Genomic DNA, 16,457 nt, shown 5'->3' with positions numbered 1-16,457 from the left:
CGTCGCGTTCTTCAGAACCCGGGCGCGTGGATCGCCTCGCCGCCGTTCTCGTGCGCGCCCAGCAGTAGTTCCAGGAGCTCGGCCGGGGTCGCCACCGGCCAGTCCGGGACGGGCGCGCCCGCCGCCCGCGCCTCCTCGATCGCGGTGTGCACCGCGCTCCCGGCGATCGCCGCGCCGACGTAGAGCGCCGAGACCCGCACGTCCCGCCCGGCCAGTTCGGCCCGCAGCGACTGGAGCCAGTTGCGCTGACCGGCCAGCAGCACCGCCGGGCCGCTCATGCCGGGCAGGCCGTTGAGGGCGCTGAAGCCCTGCGCGACCAGGATCTGCCGCAGGCCGGGCAGGAACTCCCCGACCAGCGCCACCGGCGTGTACAGCGTCAGCGGCGCCAGTTCCCGCAGCTTCTCCGCGGTCAGCTCGGCCGCGGCGACGAAGCCCGCGTCGGCCGAGGACGGGGCGTAGTACAGGACCTCCGGCTCGCCCACGGCCTCGCGGACGCGCGCGGCCAGCGCCGGGACGCCGTCGGTGTCGGCCAGGTCGGCGGTGACCACGGCGATCGTGGTGCCGTATCCGGCGAGTTCGGCGGCGAGGGCGTCGAGGGGCTCGCGGCGGCGGGCGACGAGGGCGACGTCGTGGCCCTCCTTCGCGTAGTGGTGTGCGACGGCCTGACCGAGGCCGGGACCGGCTCCGAAGACGGCGATTGCCTTGGACAAGGGATACTCCTTGTAGTTGACGCGACAGTCAACTTGACCCTAGGGTCAACTTAACTCACCTGTCAAGTTAGGAGGCGGAACGTGGAACAGCGAGCCCTGCGGGCCGACGCCGCCCGCAACGTCGAGCAGCTGCGCGCCGCCGCGATCGCCGCCTTCCGGGGACGCGGCCTGGACACCCCCCTCGACGAGGTCGCCAAGGCCGCCGGGGTCAGCAAGGCCACCATCTACAACCGCTTCGGCGGGCGGCAGGGCCTCATCGACGCCGTCATCGGCGAACTCGTCGCCGTCGAGATGACCGGCGCCATGGAGCGCGCCGCGAAGGTGGCCGACCCGTGGGAGCGCGTGGCCGCCTACGTGACCGACTGCCGCGACCTGCACTACCGCGAGCCGGTCGCCGGTGACGTGGTGATGATGCGCTTCCCGGACTCCCCGGAGCTGATGCGCCTGTGCGTGGCGGCCACCGACGCCGGTGAGGAGTTCATGCGCCAGGCGCACGCGGCGGGCGTGGTCCGCCCCGACTTCACCGTCGGCGACCTGTACCACGCGTTCATCGAGGGCTGCCTGGCGCTGCGGCACTGGCCGAAGCCCCCGCGCGAGGACTACGACCGGCGCACGCGCTTCCTGCTGGACGGGATGCGGGCGCGCTAGCCGGTCGCGAACAGCGCGAGCGCCAGGATCACGGCCGCGGCGAGCGTGCCGAGGTGCTCGGCGAGGGGCCGCCCGGCGCGTCCGATGCGGACGGACGGCACCAGCAGCGCGAGCCCGGCCAGGCCGCCGAGGGCGAGGACGGTCGGCCACGCCTCGTCCGGCGCGTTCATGGCCGCGCCCAGCAGCAGGAACAGCCCCATTCCGGCGACGAGGGCGCGCAGCAGCCACAGGGCCGGGCGCAGGGCGTAGAGGTAGTCGGTGCCGGTCCGGAAGCCCAGGACCGTCCCGATCCGCTCGTCGAGGCCGCGCGCCCGTCCGGGGCGGACGCCGGGTCGCGGCGGTCGCGGCGGGGCGGGCGGCTCGACGGTGAGGTCCTCGGCGAGGCGCGCGAGCAGGCGCTCGCGCGCGATCGGCGGCACGTCGCGCAGGGCGTCCTCGACGGCGGCCATGCGGTGGGCGATCAGGTCGTCACGGGTGGGCACGGGCGGGCTCCAGGGGTGATGCCGCTGGGCGGGGCTCACACTGAACCCCGCCCGTTCAGAACAGTATGAAGAGCACCGACGTCGGCCACAGGATCACCGCGATCAGCCCGACGATGGAGGCGGCCTGGTCCAGGCCCTCGCGGTCGCGGTCGCGGCCCAGCCGCACCGACAGCGGCAGCAGGCTCGTCCCGCCGATCACGGCCAGGAGCAGCAGGACGAAGCCGAGCTCGTAGAAGGCGTACTGTCCGGCCAGGGCCACCCACAGCACGCCGAGACCGGTCACGGCGTAGACGCGCAGGACCCACCACGCCGGGCGCAGCGCGAACAGGAAGTCGGTGACGCGGGCGTAGCCCAGGTACCGCCCGCCGCGCCGGTCGGCGTCCAGGGCCAGGTCGCGCCAGGTCCTGGGTGGCGGCGGGGGCGGGACGACCTGGCGGTAGGCGGGGTTGATGGTGGCGCGCAGCTCGGCGGCGTAGGCGCGCGGCGGGCCGAGGCGGACGGCGAGTGGCACGGCCGCGGTGATCTCCCCGGCGATCTCGGTGAGATGGCCGACGAGGTCGGCGAGCAGCTCCTCGCGCAGGTTCTCGGGCATGTCGGCGAGGGCGTCCTCGACGGCGGCGATGTAGTGGGCGACCTCGTCGTCCCGGGTGCCGATGGCGTGCACGGGCCTCTCCTAGTCGGCGAGCAGGCGGTCCATGGTGGCGGAGAAGTCCCGCCAGGTCTCGGCGGCGAGTTTGAGCTGCAGCCGCCCGGATTGGTTCAGCGAGTAGTACTTGCGGTGTGGGCCGGAGTCGCTGGCCACGACGTAGGTGACCAGGTGACCGGCCTGGAACAGGCGGCGCAGGGTGCCGTAGACCGATGCGTCGCCGACGTCGTCGAAGCCGGCGGCGCGCAGGCGGCGCAGGATGTCGTAGCCGTAGCCGTCCTCATCGCGGAGGGTGGCGAGTACGGCGATGTCGAGGACGCCTTTGAGCAGCTGGGTGCGGTCCACACCGTCACGCTACTCCGCAATGCGAAGTACTGTCAACGGCGGGGTAGCCGGGCGGGGACGCCTCTCGCCCCACCGGCTTCCGGGTGGTCACCCGTGACGAGCCGTCGCAAACTCGCTTGCGCCGGTCCCGGTATCGGCGTTGGATCGGATTGATCTTCCCCACCACCCCAGCACCACCACCCTGACGAGGGAGCCCCGGTGTCCGTATTGCTGCGCGACAAGCGCTTCGTGGCGTTCTGGCTGGGCCAGGCCACGGCCGTCACCGGTAACGGGCTGACCTTCGTCGCCCTGCCGGGTCTCCTGCTGAACCATCACGACGGGGTGTTCCTGGCCTACGTCATGGCCGCGCAGGCCGGCGCGGGCGCGTTCTTCACGCTGCTGGGCGGCGTGCTGTCCGACCGCTACTCGCGCAGCCTGGTCATGGTCGTGTCGGACCTGCTGGCCCTGGGCGGCCTGGCGGGTTACCTGGCGCTGGCCGAGGACGGTCCACTGTGGGCGCTGATCGGGGTGGCGGTGGTCGAGGGGATCGGCGTCGGCCTCTACCAGCCGGCGCACCGGGCCTCGATGCCGCAGATCGTGGACGAGTCGCTGCTGGAGCGCGCCAACGCGCTGGACGCGGCCACCAAGCGCGTGGGCCTCGCGGCGGGCGCGGCCCTGGGCGGGGTGTTCATCGCCTCGGTGAGCGCCGAGGCGGCCCTGTGGGTCAACGTCGGCACCTACGCGGTGAGCCTGGCGACCCTGCTGTTCCTGCGGCTCCCGGCCGTCGGCGGCGGCTCCGGCGCGGGCCTGTGGTCGATGTTCTCCGAGGCCGCCGACGGCTTCCGGATCGTGTGGCGCAACAAGTGGGCGACCGCGATCATGCTCCAGGGCACCGTCCAGGTGTTCTTCCTGTTCGCCCCCAACGCCGTGCTCAGCGCGATCGTGGCCAACGACCGCTACGCCAAGGGCGCCTACGGCTGGATCACCGCGGTCGGCTTCGCCGGTGCGCTGGTGGGCTCGCTGATCGCCGGGCGGGTCAAGCCGAAGCGGCCGGGCCTGTTCGCGATGAACGCCCTGGCGCCGTGTGCGCTGCTGCCGGTCTGCCTGGTGTGGGACGTGCCGCTGTGGCTGTGGTGCGCGATCTCGTTCGTGGTGTGGGTCGGCATCAGCCTGTTCTTCGTGCTGTGGCTGTCGGGTCTCAGCCGGGCGTTCCCGGCCGAGACCCACGGCCGCGTCTACGGCCTGGAGCACCTGCTGACCTTCTGCCTGGACCCGGTGGCCAAGGCCGTCGTCCCGGCCCTGGCCATCTCGCTGGGCATGGGGCTGTTCGGGATCGTGGCCGCGCTGGTGCTGCTGATCTCTACCTACGCGGTGCTGCTGATTCCGGGCGCGATGACACTGACGAACCCCGAGCCGTCAAGGCGTCCCGTAGCCGTCCACTGAGGATGATCCAGCCCGACAGCAGCGTCATCGGCACCAGCATCACCAGCATGACGGTGACGTTGTCCAGCCCCGCGGCGTCCTCCAGGACCGAGGCGGTCAGCCAGGACAGGATCATGTTGTTCCCGGCGTGGGCGAGGCTGGTCGGCCAGATCGAGCCCGAGCGCATCCGCAGCCAGGCGAGCATGACCTCCTGCGTCATCATCAGCGGCGTCCACACCGCCAGGCCGATCAGCCAGCTGTCGAAGACCATGTACCCGTTGAACGCCAGGGGCCAGTGCCACACCGCCCAGATCAGCCCGGTGCCCAATGTGGACAGCACCGGGCGGTCCGGGAACAGCCGCAGCCGCAGGTAGCTGGTCCAGCCGAACTCCTCGCCCCAGAACACCGGCATGAGGACCACGACCAGCAGGTGCAGCCCGGCGATCAGGGGCAGGCCGCCGTCCGGCACGAACTGTCCCGGATCCACCAGGCCGAAGGCCCAGGCCGTGCCGATCGTGGCGGCGGCTATCGCGGCCGGGACGAACCAGGCCAGCAGGTAGTAGGGCCAGGATGCCTTGAGGCGCAACCGGAGTCCGGCGTCGGCGAAGCCCTCGCGGGTGATGAAGGCCCGCACCAGCACCGCCGCGATCGCCGGCATGAACGCGAAGGGCAGCTGCGCCAGCGGGTTGACCATGTCGATGCCGTACAGGGGCGCGACACCGAAGTACACCCAGGTCGGGATGAACGACAGGCCCAGGAACCAGGCCAGTCCGCGACCGTTCTTCATCGGTCTCCTTCGAACGGGGGAATCTGTGGGCACAGCCTCTCCGCGCACGCCGTTTCGCACCTCCCGAGCGGGAGCGGTCCGGCGGCCGTACTTTCGGGGGAGACCGCCCCTCCCTCCCGGGAGGGAGGTCACCGCCGGTGCCATTGGGCAGACTCGTGCCATGCACAAGCTCGCCGCCACCGTCCTGCCCGGTCCGCGCGTCCTCAAGGGCTGGCTCTACGTCCTGTCGGGCGCGCTGCTCGCCCTGATCCCGATGATCCCGGCGGGCGTCTCCGCCGTCGCCTGGACGCCGCCCGCCGCCCGCCCGTGGACGCTCGCGCTGTTCACCGCCTTCTTCGCCACCCTGATGGCCTGGCCGCGCTTCATCCGCGACGCCCACGCGCACTTCGCGAGCGTCCTGCTGGGCGTACGCGTCCCGCAGCCCCGGACGCACACCTGGCCCGACCGGGTGCGCGCCTCGGTGTGGGTGGTCGCGCACTGCGCCGGTGGCGCGCTGCTGGCCGGGCTGACCTTCGCGGTGTGGCTGTCGGCGATCTCGCCGGTGCTGTTCTGGCTCGACGGCGGCAACAGCATCGACTACTACTTCTTCACCATGGAGGTCCCCGGCGACCGCTCCGGGCTGTGGACGCTGCCGCTGGCCTTCGCCGAGATCGCGCTGCTGGGCCTGTTCGCCGCCGCGCTGATCGCCGTCTACCGCCGCTTCGCGCCGCTGTTCCTGGCGCCCCGGGCCGCCGAGCGCGTCGCCGTCCTGGAGGAGCGCACCGCCGTGCTGACCCAGCGCGACCGGCTCGCCCAGGAGCTGCACGACTCCATCGGCCACACCCTCACCGCGTCCACCATCCAGGCGCAGGTCGCCGGGCAGCTCATGGACGACGACCCCGAGCTGGCGCGCAAGGCGCTGGCCAGCATCGAGGAGTCCTCCCGCACCGCCCTGGAGGACCTCGACCACGTCCTCGGCCTGCTGCGCGAAGGGAAAGCGCCGCGCGCTCCACATCGGACGCTGGCCGACCTGGACGCGCTGCTGGAACACGTCCGCCGCACCGGCACCGAGGTGACCTCCACAGTGGAGGGTGTACTGCCGAAGGTGCCCGCCACGGTCTCCCGCGAGGCCTACCGCATCATCCGCGAGGGCCTCACCAACGCCCTGCGGCACGCGCCCAAGGCGCCGGTGAAGCTGAAGGTGGACGCCGGGCCGCGCTGGCTGACCGTCGAGCTCACCAACCCCATGACCTCCGCCGGTTCCTCCCGCCACGGCGGCAGCGGCCTGGTCGGCATCGTCGACCGCGTCCGGCTCCTGCGCGGCGAGGTCGCCTTCGCGCCGGTGGTCACAGCCGAAGGGGAGCGCTGGCGGCTGTTCGCGCGGCTGCCGATACGGTCCGGAGCATGATGCGCGTCCTGATCGCCGACGACGAGGAGCTCACCCGCACCGGGCTGCACGCCCTGCTGTCCCGCGAACCCGACATCGACGTGGTCGGCGGGGCCGCCGATGGGGCCGAGGTCCTCGTCATGGCCGCCGAGCTGAAGCCCGACCTGGTGCTGATGGACGTGCGGATGCCCGAGGTCGACGGCATCGAGGCCACCCGCCGCCTGCGCGGCACGCCGGACGCGCCGAAGGTCGTGGTCATCACCACCTTCGAGAACGACGAGTACGTCTACGACGCGCTGCTGGCCGGGGCGTCGGGGTTCCTGCTCAAGCGATCCCGCTCCGCCGAGATCGCCCACGCCCTGCGGCTGGTGGCCAGCGGCGACACCCTCCTGTTCCCCGACGCGGTCCGCCGGCTGGCCGCCGCGCGTCCCGTCGCCGTCCGCGCCGACGGCCCGCCGCTGACCGCGCGCGAGACCGACGTCCTGCGGCTGATGGCCGCCGGACTGTCCAATGGGGACATCGCGGCCCGGCTGTACGTGACGGTGGAGACGGTCAAGACGCACGTGGGCAACGTGCTGATGAAGCTGGGCGCCGACAACCGCACGCAGGCGGTGGTCTTCGCCTATGAGAACGGCGTGGTGGTACCGGGCGAACGGTGAGTTCCCCCGGTGGACGGGCGGGATTAACATGGCGTTCGCCCTTGCCCATTGCCCATCCTCAACGGGGATTTCATGAACCGACGCTTTGGCGTGCGCTTCGCCGTCGCCGCTTTACTGTCCACCGTCGCCCTCGTGCTCGCCCCGGCCGCCGCGACGGCCGACCCGTCTGCCGCCGCCGAGGAACCGCCGCCCTACACCGAGGCGCCCTTCCCGACCGAAGTGCGCGACGCGGCCTACGACACCCTCCACCAGCGGATCTTCGTGGCCGCGCACGATGTGATCAGCGTCGTCAGGCTCGACGGGTCCGTACAGAGGACCGTCACCGCCTTCGACGACCCGCGGTCGCTGACCCTCAGCCCCGACGGGAAGACCCTCTACGTCCTGGAGCAGTACCGCGAACGCGTGGGAACCCTCGACACCACCACCTTCGCGGTGAAGTTCTTCCCCATCCCGAACGTGTGCCCCTATGAGGCGACGTTCACCGGCGGCAGGCTCTGGTTCGCCTTCATCCGCTGCTACGGCGAGGGCGTCGGACTCGGCTCCCTCGACCCCGCCACCGGGCAGTTCACCGACGGCCACGCGAAAGTCGGCCTGGCCCTGGACATCCGGGCTCTCCCGGAGAGCCCCGGCCGGCTCGTCTTCATCCGCGGCTACGCGCCGTACGGGCCGATGCTCTTCGACGTGACCTCCGGAACGCCGGTCGAACTCGACTCCATCCCCGACGTGAACTGCTGCGGCACGGCGATCCCGCTCCCGGCCACCGATGAGCTCGCCGTCGTCCTGTGGGACTCCTCGCCCCTGGCGATCTACCCGGCCGGTGACCTGTCGGCCGAGCCGGTCCGCGTCGCCGAGCACGCCGACCCCGTGACGGTCGAGATCAGCCCCGACCGCCGCTACCTGGCGGTGCTGGAGTGGCACGGCCGGTCGGCGACGGTCGCCGTCCGCGACCTGCTCGCCGGGACGCCCGGTGAGCTGCTGCGCGTGTACCAGCTGCCCGAGGACTTCTCCCCGAGCTACCGGCTGCTGTTCACCGGTGACGGCCGGATCGTGGTCAGCGGCTACAACTACGACACCTCCGACGCGTCGATGTTCGTGCTGAACAACGCGACCGTCTACGACACGCGCATCAAGGCCACCGTGCCCACCGTGGCGAAGCACGGCGCGTCCTTCGAGGTCACCGGCGGCCTCGACCGCGGCCCCGGCGCCGGAACGGTCCTGTCGGTCACCCGCACCGACCGCGCCGGAACCCACCTGAGCACCATCACCACCGCCGCCGACGGCACCTTCGCGTTCCCCTTCGACGGCACCGGGCTGGCCGGGCGAGTCACCTTCACGGTGTCCTACGCCGGGGACGCCGCCCATGAGCCCTCCACCTGGACCGGCTCGACGCAGCTGCGCACCCTGCCCTGGGACTTCAACGGCGACGGCTACACCGACGCGGTCGTGGGCACCCCCGGCGAGGACGACGGCGGCACCACCGACACCGGCCAGTTCCACGTCCTCTACGGCACCGCCACGGGCGTGACCGCGTCCGGATCCCGCGCCATGGACCAGAACACGCCCGGCGTCGACGGGGCCAACGAGCCCGGCGACATGCTCGGGCAGGCCACCGCCTCCGGCGACTTCAACGGCGACGGTTACGCCGACCTCGCCGTCGGCGCGCCCGGCGAGGACGACGGCGACTGGACCGACGCGGGCATGGTCGAGGTCCTCTACGGCTCCGCCGCCGGGCTCACCACGACCGCCTCGACGTCCCTGTGGCAGGAGTGGTACTTCCACGGCGCCTACGGCCGCGCCCTCGCCTCCGGCGACTTCAACGGCGACGGACTCGACGACCTCGCCGTCGGCGCGCCCCAGGCAGGCATCGGCGGCGCCGTCTTCGCCTACCTCTCCACGCCCACCGGCTTCCGCCTCGACCGCGTCATGTGGCAGGGCGGCCAGGGCTTCCCCACCACGACCGATGACGCCGGCGAACGCTTCGGCTGGTCCCTGGCCACCGGTGACATCGACGCCGACGGCTACGCCGACCTCGCCATCGGCATCCCCGGAGACAACGAGGACAAGGGCTGGTCCACCGGCGCCGTCGTCATCGTCCACGCCGACCAGTGGGGCCTGTGGACCGACCGCGTCAAGCGCGTCTCGAAGGACACCCCCGGCGTCCCCGGCGCCCCCGGCAAGTACGAGCCCCGCACCGGCGACGGCGCCGACGAGTTCGGGCTCAAGGTCGCGATGGGCGACTTCAACGGCGACGGCCTGGCCGACCTCGCCGCGTCCGCGCCCGGAACCCGCCTCGGCGACCAGGCCGACGCCGGCTCGGTGACCGTCTTGTACTCCAACGGCACCGAACTGAGCGCCGACGGCTCCATCCAGATCACCCAGGACACCGACGGCATCATCGGCCTGCCCTACGACAACGACTTCTTCGGCGACAACCTCGCCGCCGGTGACTCCAACGGCGACGGCGTGTCCGACCTGGCCATCTTCAGCTACGGCGACGAATACGTGACCGTGACCCCCGGCGCCCCCGGCGGCCTCGCACTGACCTCGACCACGGCCTGGACCCAGGACTCACCCGGCATCCCCGGCTCGCATGAGAGCGGCGACAAGTGGGGCGCGAGCATGCGCTTCCTCGGGGGTGCGAGGCCGGCGCTGCTGGTGGGCGCGCCGGGGGAGGACTCCCGGCAGGGTGCGTTCACCGTGGTGTGGGTCGGGCCGAACGGGTTGACCGGGGACGGCGCGCAGTACTTCGGTGAAGGGACGCCGGGCGTGCCGGGCGAGCCGGAGAACGGGGACCGGTTCGGGACGTTTTAGCAGGTGATGGACGAAGGCCGCCCGCTTCGGCGGGCGGCCTTCGCCGTGCCGGGCAAGATCGACCGGGGATAAGATCGGGCTCGCCCTTCTTGATGCCCACACCCCCGGAAGACACATGAACAGACGCACGCGCGTGCGCGCCCTCCTGGCGGCGCTCGCCGTTCTCGCCGGTGTGCTCATCGGCGCACCGCAGGCGGTGGCGGAGGTACCCGATGCCGGGATCACCTCCATCCCGTTCCCTCTCGGCTACGCCGACTTCGCCTATGACGCGGCACGGCAGCACATCCTCACCGCGGAGGCGGGCTGGGTGTTCATCCGCGATCTCGACGGTACGAAGGTCAAGGAGATCACCGGCGGCCTCGGGTTCCCGAGCAGCCTCAGTCTGAGCGCCGACGGGAACACCCTCTACACCCTCGATGAGGGCAAGCCCCGCCTCAACGTGATCGACACCGTCACCTACGCCAAGAGCAGCGTGGCTCTCGACCCCTCGATCTGCCCGAACCGGAGCGTGTTCACCGGTGGGCGCCTCTGGTTCGACTACCAGAAGTGCGGGCGGGCCGGGACGGGATTCGCGTCCTACGATCCCGCCACCGGTACGGTCACCGACGGCGGGCTCTCACTCGGGCTGGCCACCGAGCTGCGCGCGCTGCCCGACCGGCCGGACCGGCTGGTGTTCGTCCACGCCTCCCTGCCTTATGGCCAGGAGCTGATCGACGTCTCGGGAACGGCTCCCGTCGTGCTCGGCACCATCGCGGGCGGTTCCTGGCGCGGAACCTCGATCGCGCTGCCGAAGACCGACGAGGTGGCCGTGGTGCCCGGGGACGGAACGGCCCTCGCGCTGTACTCGGCGAACGACCTGACCGCCGCGCCGCGCCGGATGGCGGAGCACGACCGCGCGTTGGGCGTGGACGTCAGCCCGGACCACCGGTTCCTGGCGGTCCTGCGCACGGAGGGCATCTCCGCCGCCGTCGGCGTGCGCGACCTGACCTCCGGCACGCCCGGTGAGCTGCTGCGCGAATACGTCCTGCCCGGCCCGGTGATGGACGCGCGGCGGGTCATCGCCGGCGCCGACGGCACCGTCCTGGCCGCGGGCACCGAATGGAACACCCGGACCCCGACGATCTTCGTCATGCGCGACGCCACGAAGGCCGCCACGTCCATCACCGCCACCGCACCCGCCCGGGTCGGGCACCGGGAGAGCGTGACGCTGACCGGTGTGGTGAAGGGGATCGACGTGAGCGCGACCGTGACGGTCACCCGTGTCACCCGTGCCGGGACGCGGCAGAGCACGGTCACCACCGCGCCGGACGGTTCCTTCACCTTCGCCGAGAAGGCCGACGTGACCGGCTCGGCCGAGTACAGGATCACCTACGCGGGCGACGCCGAGCACGCGGCGGCCAGGTGGACCGGCAAGGTCACCGTCCGGCCCACCGCCTGGGACTTCAACGGCGACGGGTACACCGACGTCGTCGTGGGCACCCCCGGCGAAGACGACGGGCGCACCACCGACACCGGGCAGTTCCACGTCCTCTACGGCACCGCCTCGGGCGTCACCGCGTCCGGTTCTCGTGCGATGGACCAGAACACGCCCGGCGTGGACGGCACCAACGAGGCCGACGACCGGCTCGGGCAGGCCACCGCGTCCGGGGATTTCAATGACGATGGCTACGCCGACCTCGCCGTCGGCGCGCCGGGCGAAGACGACACCACCGCCGACTCCGGCATGGTGGAGATCTTGTACGGATCGGCCGCCGGGCTCACCACGAGCGGCTCCGGTTCCTTGTGGCCGGAAGGGAAGTACACCCACGACTGGCTGGGCTCGTCGCTGGCCGCCGGGGACTTCGACGGCGACGGCGTCTCCGACCTCGCCGTCGGCTTGCCGGGCGACTTCGGCGGACGCGTCCGCGTGTACCACGGCACCCCCACGGGCCTGGCCTGGCGCATGCAGCTGTCGGAGTACGACACCGGCGGAGAGCAGGCCCTCGGTGACAGATTCGGCTGGTCGCTGGCAACCGGAGACGTTGATCAGGATGGCCGCGACGACCTCGCGGTGGGCGTGCCCGGCGATGCACAGGACAAGGGCTGGTCGACGGGTGCGGTCTACTTGTTCCAAGGCGATGCTGGCGGGCTCGGCGACGACGTCCAGCGCATCACCAAGAACACCCCCGGCGTCCCCGGCTCACCTGGCAAGTACGAACCCCGCACCGGTGACGGCGCCGACGAGTTCGGCCTGAAGGTCGTCCTCGCCGACTTCAACGGTGACGGCAAGGCCGATCTCGCCGCGTCCGCCCCCGGCAGCGCGGTGAACGGTGTGACCGATGCCGGGACGGTGACCGTCCTGTACTCCGACGGCTCGCGCATCGGTACCGACTGGGCTTTCGAGATGAGCCAGGACACCCCCGGCATCGTCGGCCTTCCCGGCGAGAACGACTTCTTCGGCGACAACCTCGCCGCCGGTGACTCCAATGGCGACGGGATCGCCGATCTGGCGCTCTTCTCCTACGGCGACGACTACCTCTCCGTCATCCCGGGCTCGGTCGACGGCCTCGCCTTCGGCAAGAGCGTGTGGTGGAGCCAGGATTCGCCGGGCGTCCCGGGTTCGCAGGAGTCCGGGGACAAGTGGGGCGCGAGCCTGCGCTTCCTCGGTGGCGCCAAACCTGCTCTTCTGGTCGGCGCGCCGGGCGAGGACGACCGGCAGGGCGCGTTCACCGTCGTCTACATCGGACGGAACGGGCTCACCGGCGAGGGTGCGCAGTACTTCGGCGAGGGGACGCCGGGTGTTCCGGGCGAGCCGGAGAACGGTGACCGTTTCGGCACCTTCTGACCTCGAATACCGATAGTGAAAGGGCCGTCTCCTCAGGGGCGGCCCTTTTTCACGGCGTGGCGCACGTCCATTCACATGGGCGAGCTTCGCTGTGCCCGTAGTGCACCTACGGTCACCGGCAGGCCTGAGGGAGAAGCCATGTCACCGCGCACCCATGCCACAGTCTCCGCGCTGGCCTTGGCCACCGCTCTCTTGATCGCCCCGCCCGCCGCCGTGGCCGAGGATCCCGGCTACACGGCCGTGGCGCTGCCCGCCGACAGCTCGGACTTCGTGCTGGACGCCGCCCGGCAGCGGGTCTTCGTGGCGGCGGGGAACTCCGTCGCCGTCGTGGGCCTGGACGGCGTTGTGCAGCGCTCGTTCGCCGAGCTGGCCTGGCCGCGCTCGCTCGCCCTCGGCGGCGACGGGTCCACTGTGTACGTCATCGAGAGCGATCAGGCGCGGGTGCAGGTCATCGACGCCGCCTCCCTGGCGATCCGGCAGGTGGGGTTGCCGGAGTCGGTGTGCCCGGACGCGGGCGCGTTCAGCGGGGGCCGGTTCTGGTTCGGCTTCCACGACTGCCAGAGCTACGCGGGCGGGCTGGGCTCGCTGGATCCCGCCACCGGCGCGTTCGTCGACAGTGGACTCTCGCTGCCCACCGGCGTGAGCCTGTCCCCGGCGGGGCCGGGGCGGCTGCTCGTGCTCGCGCCCTACGAAAAGGTCGCGCTGTACGACGTGACCGGCGGAACGCCGGTGCAGAAGGGTGAGCTCACCGGTGAGGACTGCTGCGACGGCGCGGCCTACCTGCCGCTCACCGGCCAGGTCGCGGTCCGCTCGGGCGCGGCGGGTTCGCTGACGGTGTACCGCGCGCCGGGTTTGAGCGATCCCGCGCCGCTGTCCACTGTGGTCGAGCCGTGGGACGTGGCGGTGAGCCCGGACGGGCGGCACCTGGCGGTCTACGACGGGAGCGGTGAGCGGGCGGCGCTGTCGGTGGTCGACGTGTCCGGCGGGCTGCCGGGTGCCGAGAACCGGCGGTACGCGATGCCGGACGCGGTGGAGCCGGCCCGGATCGCCTTCACCGGCGACGGCCGGATCCTGGCGCTGGGCGGCGATCCGGCGACGGCCGAGGTGAAGCTGTTCGTGCTGGGCGACGCCGGGACGTACCTGCCGTCCATCGAGGTCACGGCACCGGCGGCGGTGGAGTACAAGAGCGCCTTCGACGTGAGCGGGACGCTGAAGCGCGGCCCGGGCGGGGCGGTCCCGCTGGCGCTGACCCGCGTCGACGGCTCGGGCACCTACCGGAGCACGGTGACCACCGCCGCCGACGGGACCTTCGCGTTCCGGCACGACCCGGGACGCCTGACCGGCCCGATCCGCTTCACCCTCGACTACGCCGGGGACGCCGGGCACCGCCCGGCGACGTGGACGGCGACGGTGACGGTGCGGCCGGTGCCGTGGGACTTCAATGCCGACGGCTACGCCGACGTGGCGGTGGGCACGCCGGATGAGGACACCGGGGACGCCACCGACACCGGCCAGTTCCACGTGTTCGCGGGGACGGCCTCGGGGGTGACCGTGACGGGTTCGCGGGCGCTGGACCAGAACACGCCGGGCCTCGACGGGTCCAATGAGGACGGTGACATGCTCGGGCGGGCGCTGGCCTCCGGCGACTTCAACGGCGACGGTTACGCCGACCTGGCGGTGGCCGCGCCCGGTGAGAGCGACGGCGCGGCGGAGTCGGGGATGGCCGAGATCCTCTACGGCTCGGCGAACGGACTGGCCACCATGGGCTCCACCTCGATCTGGTCGCGGGCCGCGGCCCGGCTGACGCTGGGCTGGTCCCTGGCGGCCGGTGACTTCGACGGCGACGGGCGCGACGACATCGCCCTGGGTGCGCCCGGCACGTCCGGCGGCGGGGTCGAGGTCTACTCGGGCACGCCGACTGGTCCGGTGTGGAAGACGTGGCTGCGGCCGGTGGGCGACCCGGTCGCCGGGGAGCGCTTCGGCTGGTCCCTGGCCACCGGTGACATCGACGGTGATCACTTCGACGACCTGGCGGTGGGCGCGCCCGGCGACACCGGCGACAAGGGCTGGTCGACCGGTGCGGTGCTGGTCTACAAGGGTGGCCGCAACGGGCTGCCGGTCGATCCCAGGCAGCGGATCTCCAAGGAGACACCGGGCGTCCCCGGTACGGCCGGGAAGTACGAGCCGTCCACAGGGGACGGTGCCGACGAGTTCGGCCTGGAAGTGGCGCTGGCCGACTTCAACGGCGATGGACGCGACGACCTGGCCGCCTCCGCGCCCGGCAGCCTGGTCAGTGGTGTCACCGACGCCGGGACGGTCACGATCCTCTACTCCGACGGGTCCAAGCTGGGCACCGCCGGGGCCGCCGAGATCTCCCAGGACACCCCCGGCATCGTCGGGCTGCCCGGCGACAACGACTTCTTCGGCGACAACCTCGCCGCCGGTGACTCCAATGGGGACGGTCGCGCCGACCTGGCGGTGTTCTCCTACGGCGACGAGTACCTCTCGGTGATCCCCGGTACCGCCACGGGCCTCAGTTCCGGCGCGAGCGTGTGGTGGAGCCAGGAGACGGCCGGGATCCCGGGCTCGCAGGAGGCCGGGGACAAGTGGGGCGCGAGCCTGCGCTTCCTGTCCGGCGCCAAGCCCGCCCTCCTGGTGGGCGCGCCGGGCGAGGACGACCGGCAGGGCGCGTTCACCGTCGTCTACATCGGATCCGGCGGGCTCACCGGCACCGGCGCGACCTACTTCGGCGAGGACTCCCCGGGCGTGCCCGGAGCCGCCGAGAACGGCGATCTCTTCGGCACGTTCTAAAGCGAAAGGGGCCGCTCCCACCGGGAGCGGCCCCTTTCGCCGGAGAGCTAGCGCAGGACCAGGTCCAGCAGCGCGAACAGGAACAGCGCGATGCCGACGAAGCCGTTCGAGGTGAAGAACGCCCGGTTCACCTTCGACAGGTCATCGGTCTTCACGATCGAGTGCTGGTAGACGAAGGACGCCGCCGTCAGCCCCAGCCCGATCCACCACGGCCACGAGAACTCCGCCTTCATCCCGAACCACACGAACAGCGCGAAGGTCACCACGTGGACGACGCTCGACGTCCACAGCGAGGCCTTGATGCCCCACTTCGCGGGGAAGGACTTCACGCCGTTGGTGCGGTCGGCGGCCACGTCCTGGCAGGCGTACATGAGGTCGAAGCCGCCGATCCACAGCCCGACCGCCGCGCCCAGGATGATCGCCGGGGACGCCCCGTCGAAGGTCCCGGTGACGGCCAGCCACGCGCCGACCGGCGCCACGGCCTGCGCGATCGCCAGGATCAGGTGCGGGTAGTTGGTGAACCGCTTCCCGTACGGGTACAGCACCATCGGGGCGATGGCCAGCGGCGACAGGTACAGGCACAGCGGGTTCAGCAGGGCCGCCGCCGCGAAGAACACCACCAGCGCCACCGCCGAGCCCGCGTAGGCGGTCTTCAGGCTCACCGCGCCCGTCACCAGCTCACGCTTGGCGGTGCGCGGGTTGCCCGCGTCGATGTGCCGGTCGATGATGCGGTTGGCGGCCATCGCGAAGGTCCGCCCCGCCACCATCGCCACGGTCACCAGCAGCAGGTCCACCCACCGCACCCACCCGCCGGAGGCCGGCGGGTTCAGGCGCATGGCGGTGAGCGCGCCGATGTAGGCGAAGGGCAGCGCGAACACCGAGTGCTCGATCACCACCAGGCGCGTGAACGCGCGGACGGGGTTGACGCGTGCGGCGGGCGCGGCGGCGTTCATCGACGGACCTCCGG

Annotated in this window: 13 protein-coding genes; 7 read left to right on the top strand and 6 right to left on the bottom strand. The window is 71.9% G+C overall.

All coding sequences use genetic code 11. The features are described from left to right. Window positions 1–11: 11 nt before the first annotated feature. Complete coding sequence (locus tag QSK10_RS09485) at window positions 12–710, bottom strand: SDR family NAD(P)-dependent oxidoreductase (RefSeq protein WP_285662250.1); 699 nt, start codon at window positions 708–710, stop codon at window positions 12–14. An 81-nt stretch (window positions 711–791) separates the two neighbouring features. Here QSK10_RS09485 and QSK10_RS09480 point away from each other — a divergent pair, with 81 nt between their 5' ends. Next, complete coding sequence (locus QSK10_RS09480; RefSeq protein WP_285662249.1) at window positions 792–1,358, top strand: TetR/AcrR family transcriptional regulator; 567 nt, start codon at window positions 792–794, stop codon at window positions 1,356–1,358. Here QSK10_RS09480 and QSK10_RS09475 read toward each other — a convergent pair. From QSK10_RS09475 to QSK10_RS09465, 3 genes are read right to left on the bottom strand one after another with little or no spacing between them, the layout of a single operon-like run. Further along, window positions 1,355–1,840, bottom strand: coding sequence for a hypothetical protein (locus QSK10_RS09475; protein ID WP_285662248.1), 486 nt, complete (start codon window positions 1,838–1,840; stop codon window positions 1,355–1,357). The genes QSK10_RS09480 and QSK10_RS09475 overlap by 4 nt on opposite strands. Window positions 1,841–1,895: 55 nt before the next feature. After that, window positions 1,896–2,504, bottom strand: coding sequence for an HAAS signaling domain-containing protein (locus QSK10_RS09470; protein WP_285662247.1), 609 nt, complete (start codon window positions 2,502–2,504; stop codon window positions 1,896–1,898). A gap of 9 nt (window positions 2,505–2,513) precedes the next feature. Beyond that, window positions 2,514–2,831, bottom strand: a complete 318-nt coding sequence (locus QSK10_RS09465) for a PadR family transcriptional regulator (RefSeq protein ID WP_285662246.1) — start codon at window positions 2,829–2,831, stop codon at window positions 2,514–2,516. Window positions 2,832–3,029: 198 nt separating this feature from the next. On the opposite strand from QSK10_RS09465, the gene QSK10_RS09460 reads away from it, so the two are divergent. Further along, window positions 3,030–4,253 (top strand): MFS transporter, encoded by a 1,224-nt coding sequence (locus QSK10_RS09460; RefSeq protein ID WP_285662245.1) that lies wholly within the window; start codon window positions 3,030–3,032, stop codon window positions 4,251–4,253. On the opposite strand, the gene QSK10_RS09455 is transcribed toward QSK10_RS09460, so the two are convergent. Then, window positions 4,171–5,019: a CPBP family intramembrane glutamic endopeptidase gene (locus tag QSK10_RS09455; RefSeq protein ID WP_285662244.1), complete on the bottom strand. Its 849-nt coding sequence runs from the start codon at window positions 5,017–5,019 to the stop codon at window positions 4,171–4,173. The genes QSK10_RS09460 and QSK10_RS09455 overlap by 83 nt on opposite strands. Window positions 5,020–5,179: 160 nt before the next feature. Between QSK10_RS09455 and QSK10_RS09450 the strand changes: the two genes are divergently transcribed. The 5 genes from QSK10_RS09450 (at window position 5,180) to QSK10_RS09430 (ending at window position 15,490) form a co-directional block, all read left to right on the top strand. Beyond that, complete coding sequence (locus QSK10_RS09450) at window positions 5,180–6,406, top strand: sensor histidine kinase (RefSeq protein ID WP_285662243.1); 1,227 nt, start codon at window positions 5,180–5,182, stop codon at window positions 6,404–6,406. Beyond that, window positions 6,403–7,044, top strand: a complete 642-nt coding sequence (locus QSK10_RS09445; RefSeq protein WP_285662242.1) for a response regulator transcription factor — start codon at window positions 6,403–6,405, stop codon at window positions 7,042–7,044. The genes QSK10_RS09450 and QSK10_RS09445 overlap by 4 nt, the downstream gene beginning before the upstream one ends. A 72-nt stretch (window positions 7,045–7,116) precedes the next feature. Continuing rightward, entirely contained in the window at window positions 7,117–9,855 is a 2,739-nt protein-coding gene (locus QSK10_RS09440; RefSeq protein WP_285662241.1) for an FG-GAP-like repeat-containing protein, read from the top strand. A 115-nt stretch (window positions 9,856–9,970) separates the two neighbouring features. Further along, window positions 9,971–12,679: an FG-GAP-like repeat-containing protein gene (locus QSK10_RS09435; protein ID WP_285662240.1), complete on the top strand. Its 2,709-nt coding sequence runs from the start codon at window positions 9,971–9,973 to the stop codon at window positions 12,677–12,679. A 138-nt stretch (window positions 12,680–12,817) separates the two neighbouring features. Then, entirely contained in the window at window positions 12,818–15,490 is a 2,673-nt protein-coding gene (locus QSK10_RS09430) for an FG-GAP-like repeat-containing protein (RefSeq protein ID WP_285662239.1), read from the top strand. 47 nt (window positions 15,491–15,537) lie between these two features. Here the strand turns inward: QSK10_RS09430 and mqnP are convergent, their stop codons facing one another. Then, complete coding sequence (gene mqnP / locus QSK10_RS09425; RefSeq protein ID WP_285662238.1) at window positions 15,538–16,443, bottom strand: menaquinone biosynthesis prenyltransferase MqnP; 906 nt, start codon at window positions 16,441–16,443, stop codon at window positions 15,538–15,540. Window positions 16,444–16,457 lie beyond the last annotated feature (14 nt).

Source organism: Actinorhabdospora filicis (assembly GCF_030269765.1).
Taxonomy (GTDB): Bacteria; Actinomycetota; Actinomycetes; order Mycobacteriales; family Micromonosporaceae; genus Actinorhabdospora; species Actinorhabdospora filicis.
Note: the sequence above shows the minus strand (reverse complement) of the source record. Positions and strands in the feature narration are given on the sequence as shown.

What these genes read in the sequence shown, in the direction of transcription:
- mqnP (WP_285662238.1), bottom strand. Translation starts at nt 16,443, where the DNA reads ATGAACGCCGCCGCGCCCGCCGCACGCGTCAACCCCGTCCGCGCGTTC.
- QSK10_RS09455 (WP_285662244.1), bottom strand. Translation starts at nt 5,019, where the DNA reads ATGAAGAACGGTCGCGGACTGGCCTGGTTCCTGGGCCTGTCGTTCATC.
- QSK10_RS09440 (WP_285662241.1), top strand. Translation starts at nt 7,117, where the DNA reads ATGAACCGACGCTTTGGCGTGCGCTTCGCCGTCGCCGCTTTACTGTCC.
- QSK10_RS09435 (WP_285662240.1), top strand. Translation starts at nt 9,971, where the DNA reads ATGAACAGACGCACGCGCGTGCGCGCCCTCCTGGCGGCGCTCGCCGTT.
- QSK10_RS09445 (WP_285662242.1), top strand. Translation starts at nt 6,403, where the DNA reads ATGATGCGCGTCCTGATCGCCGACGACGAGGAGCTCACCCGCACCGGG.
- QSK10_RS09450 (WP_285662243.1), top strand. Translation starts at nt 5,180, where the DNA reads ATGCACAAGCTCGCCGCCACCGTCCTGCCCGGTCCGCGCGTCCTCAAG.
- QSK10_RS09430 (WP_285662239.1), top strand. Translation starts at nt 12,818, where the DNA reads ATGTCACCGCGCACCCATGCCACAGTCTCCGCGCTGGCCTTGGCCACC.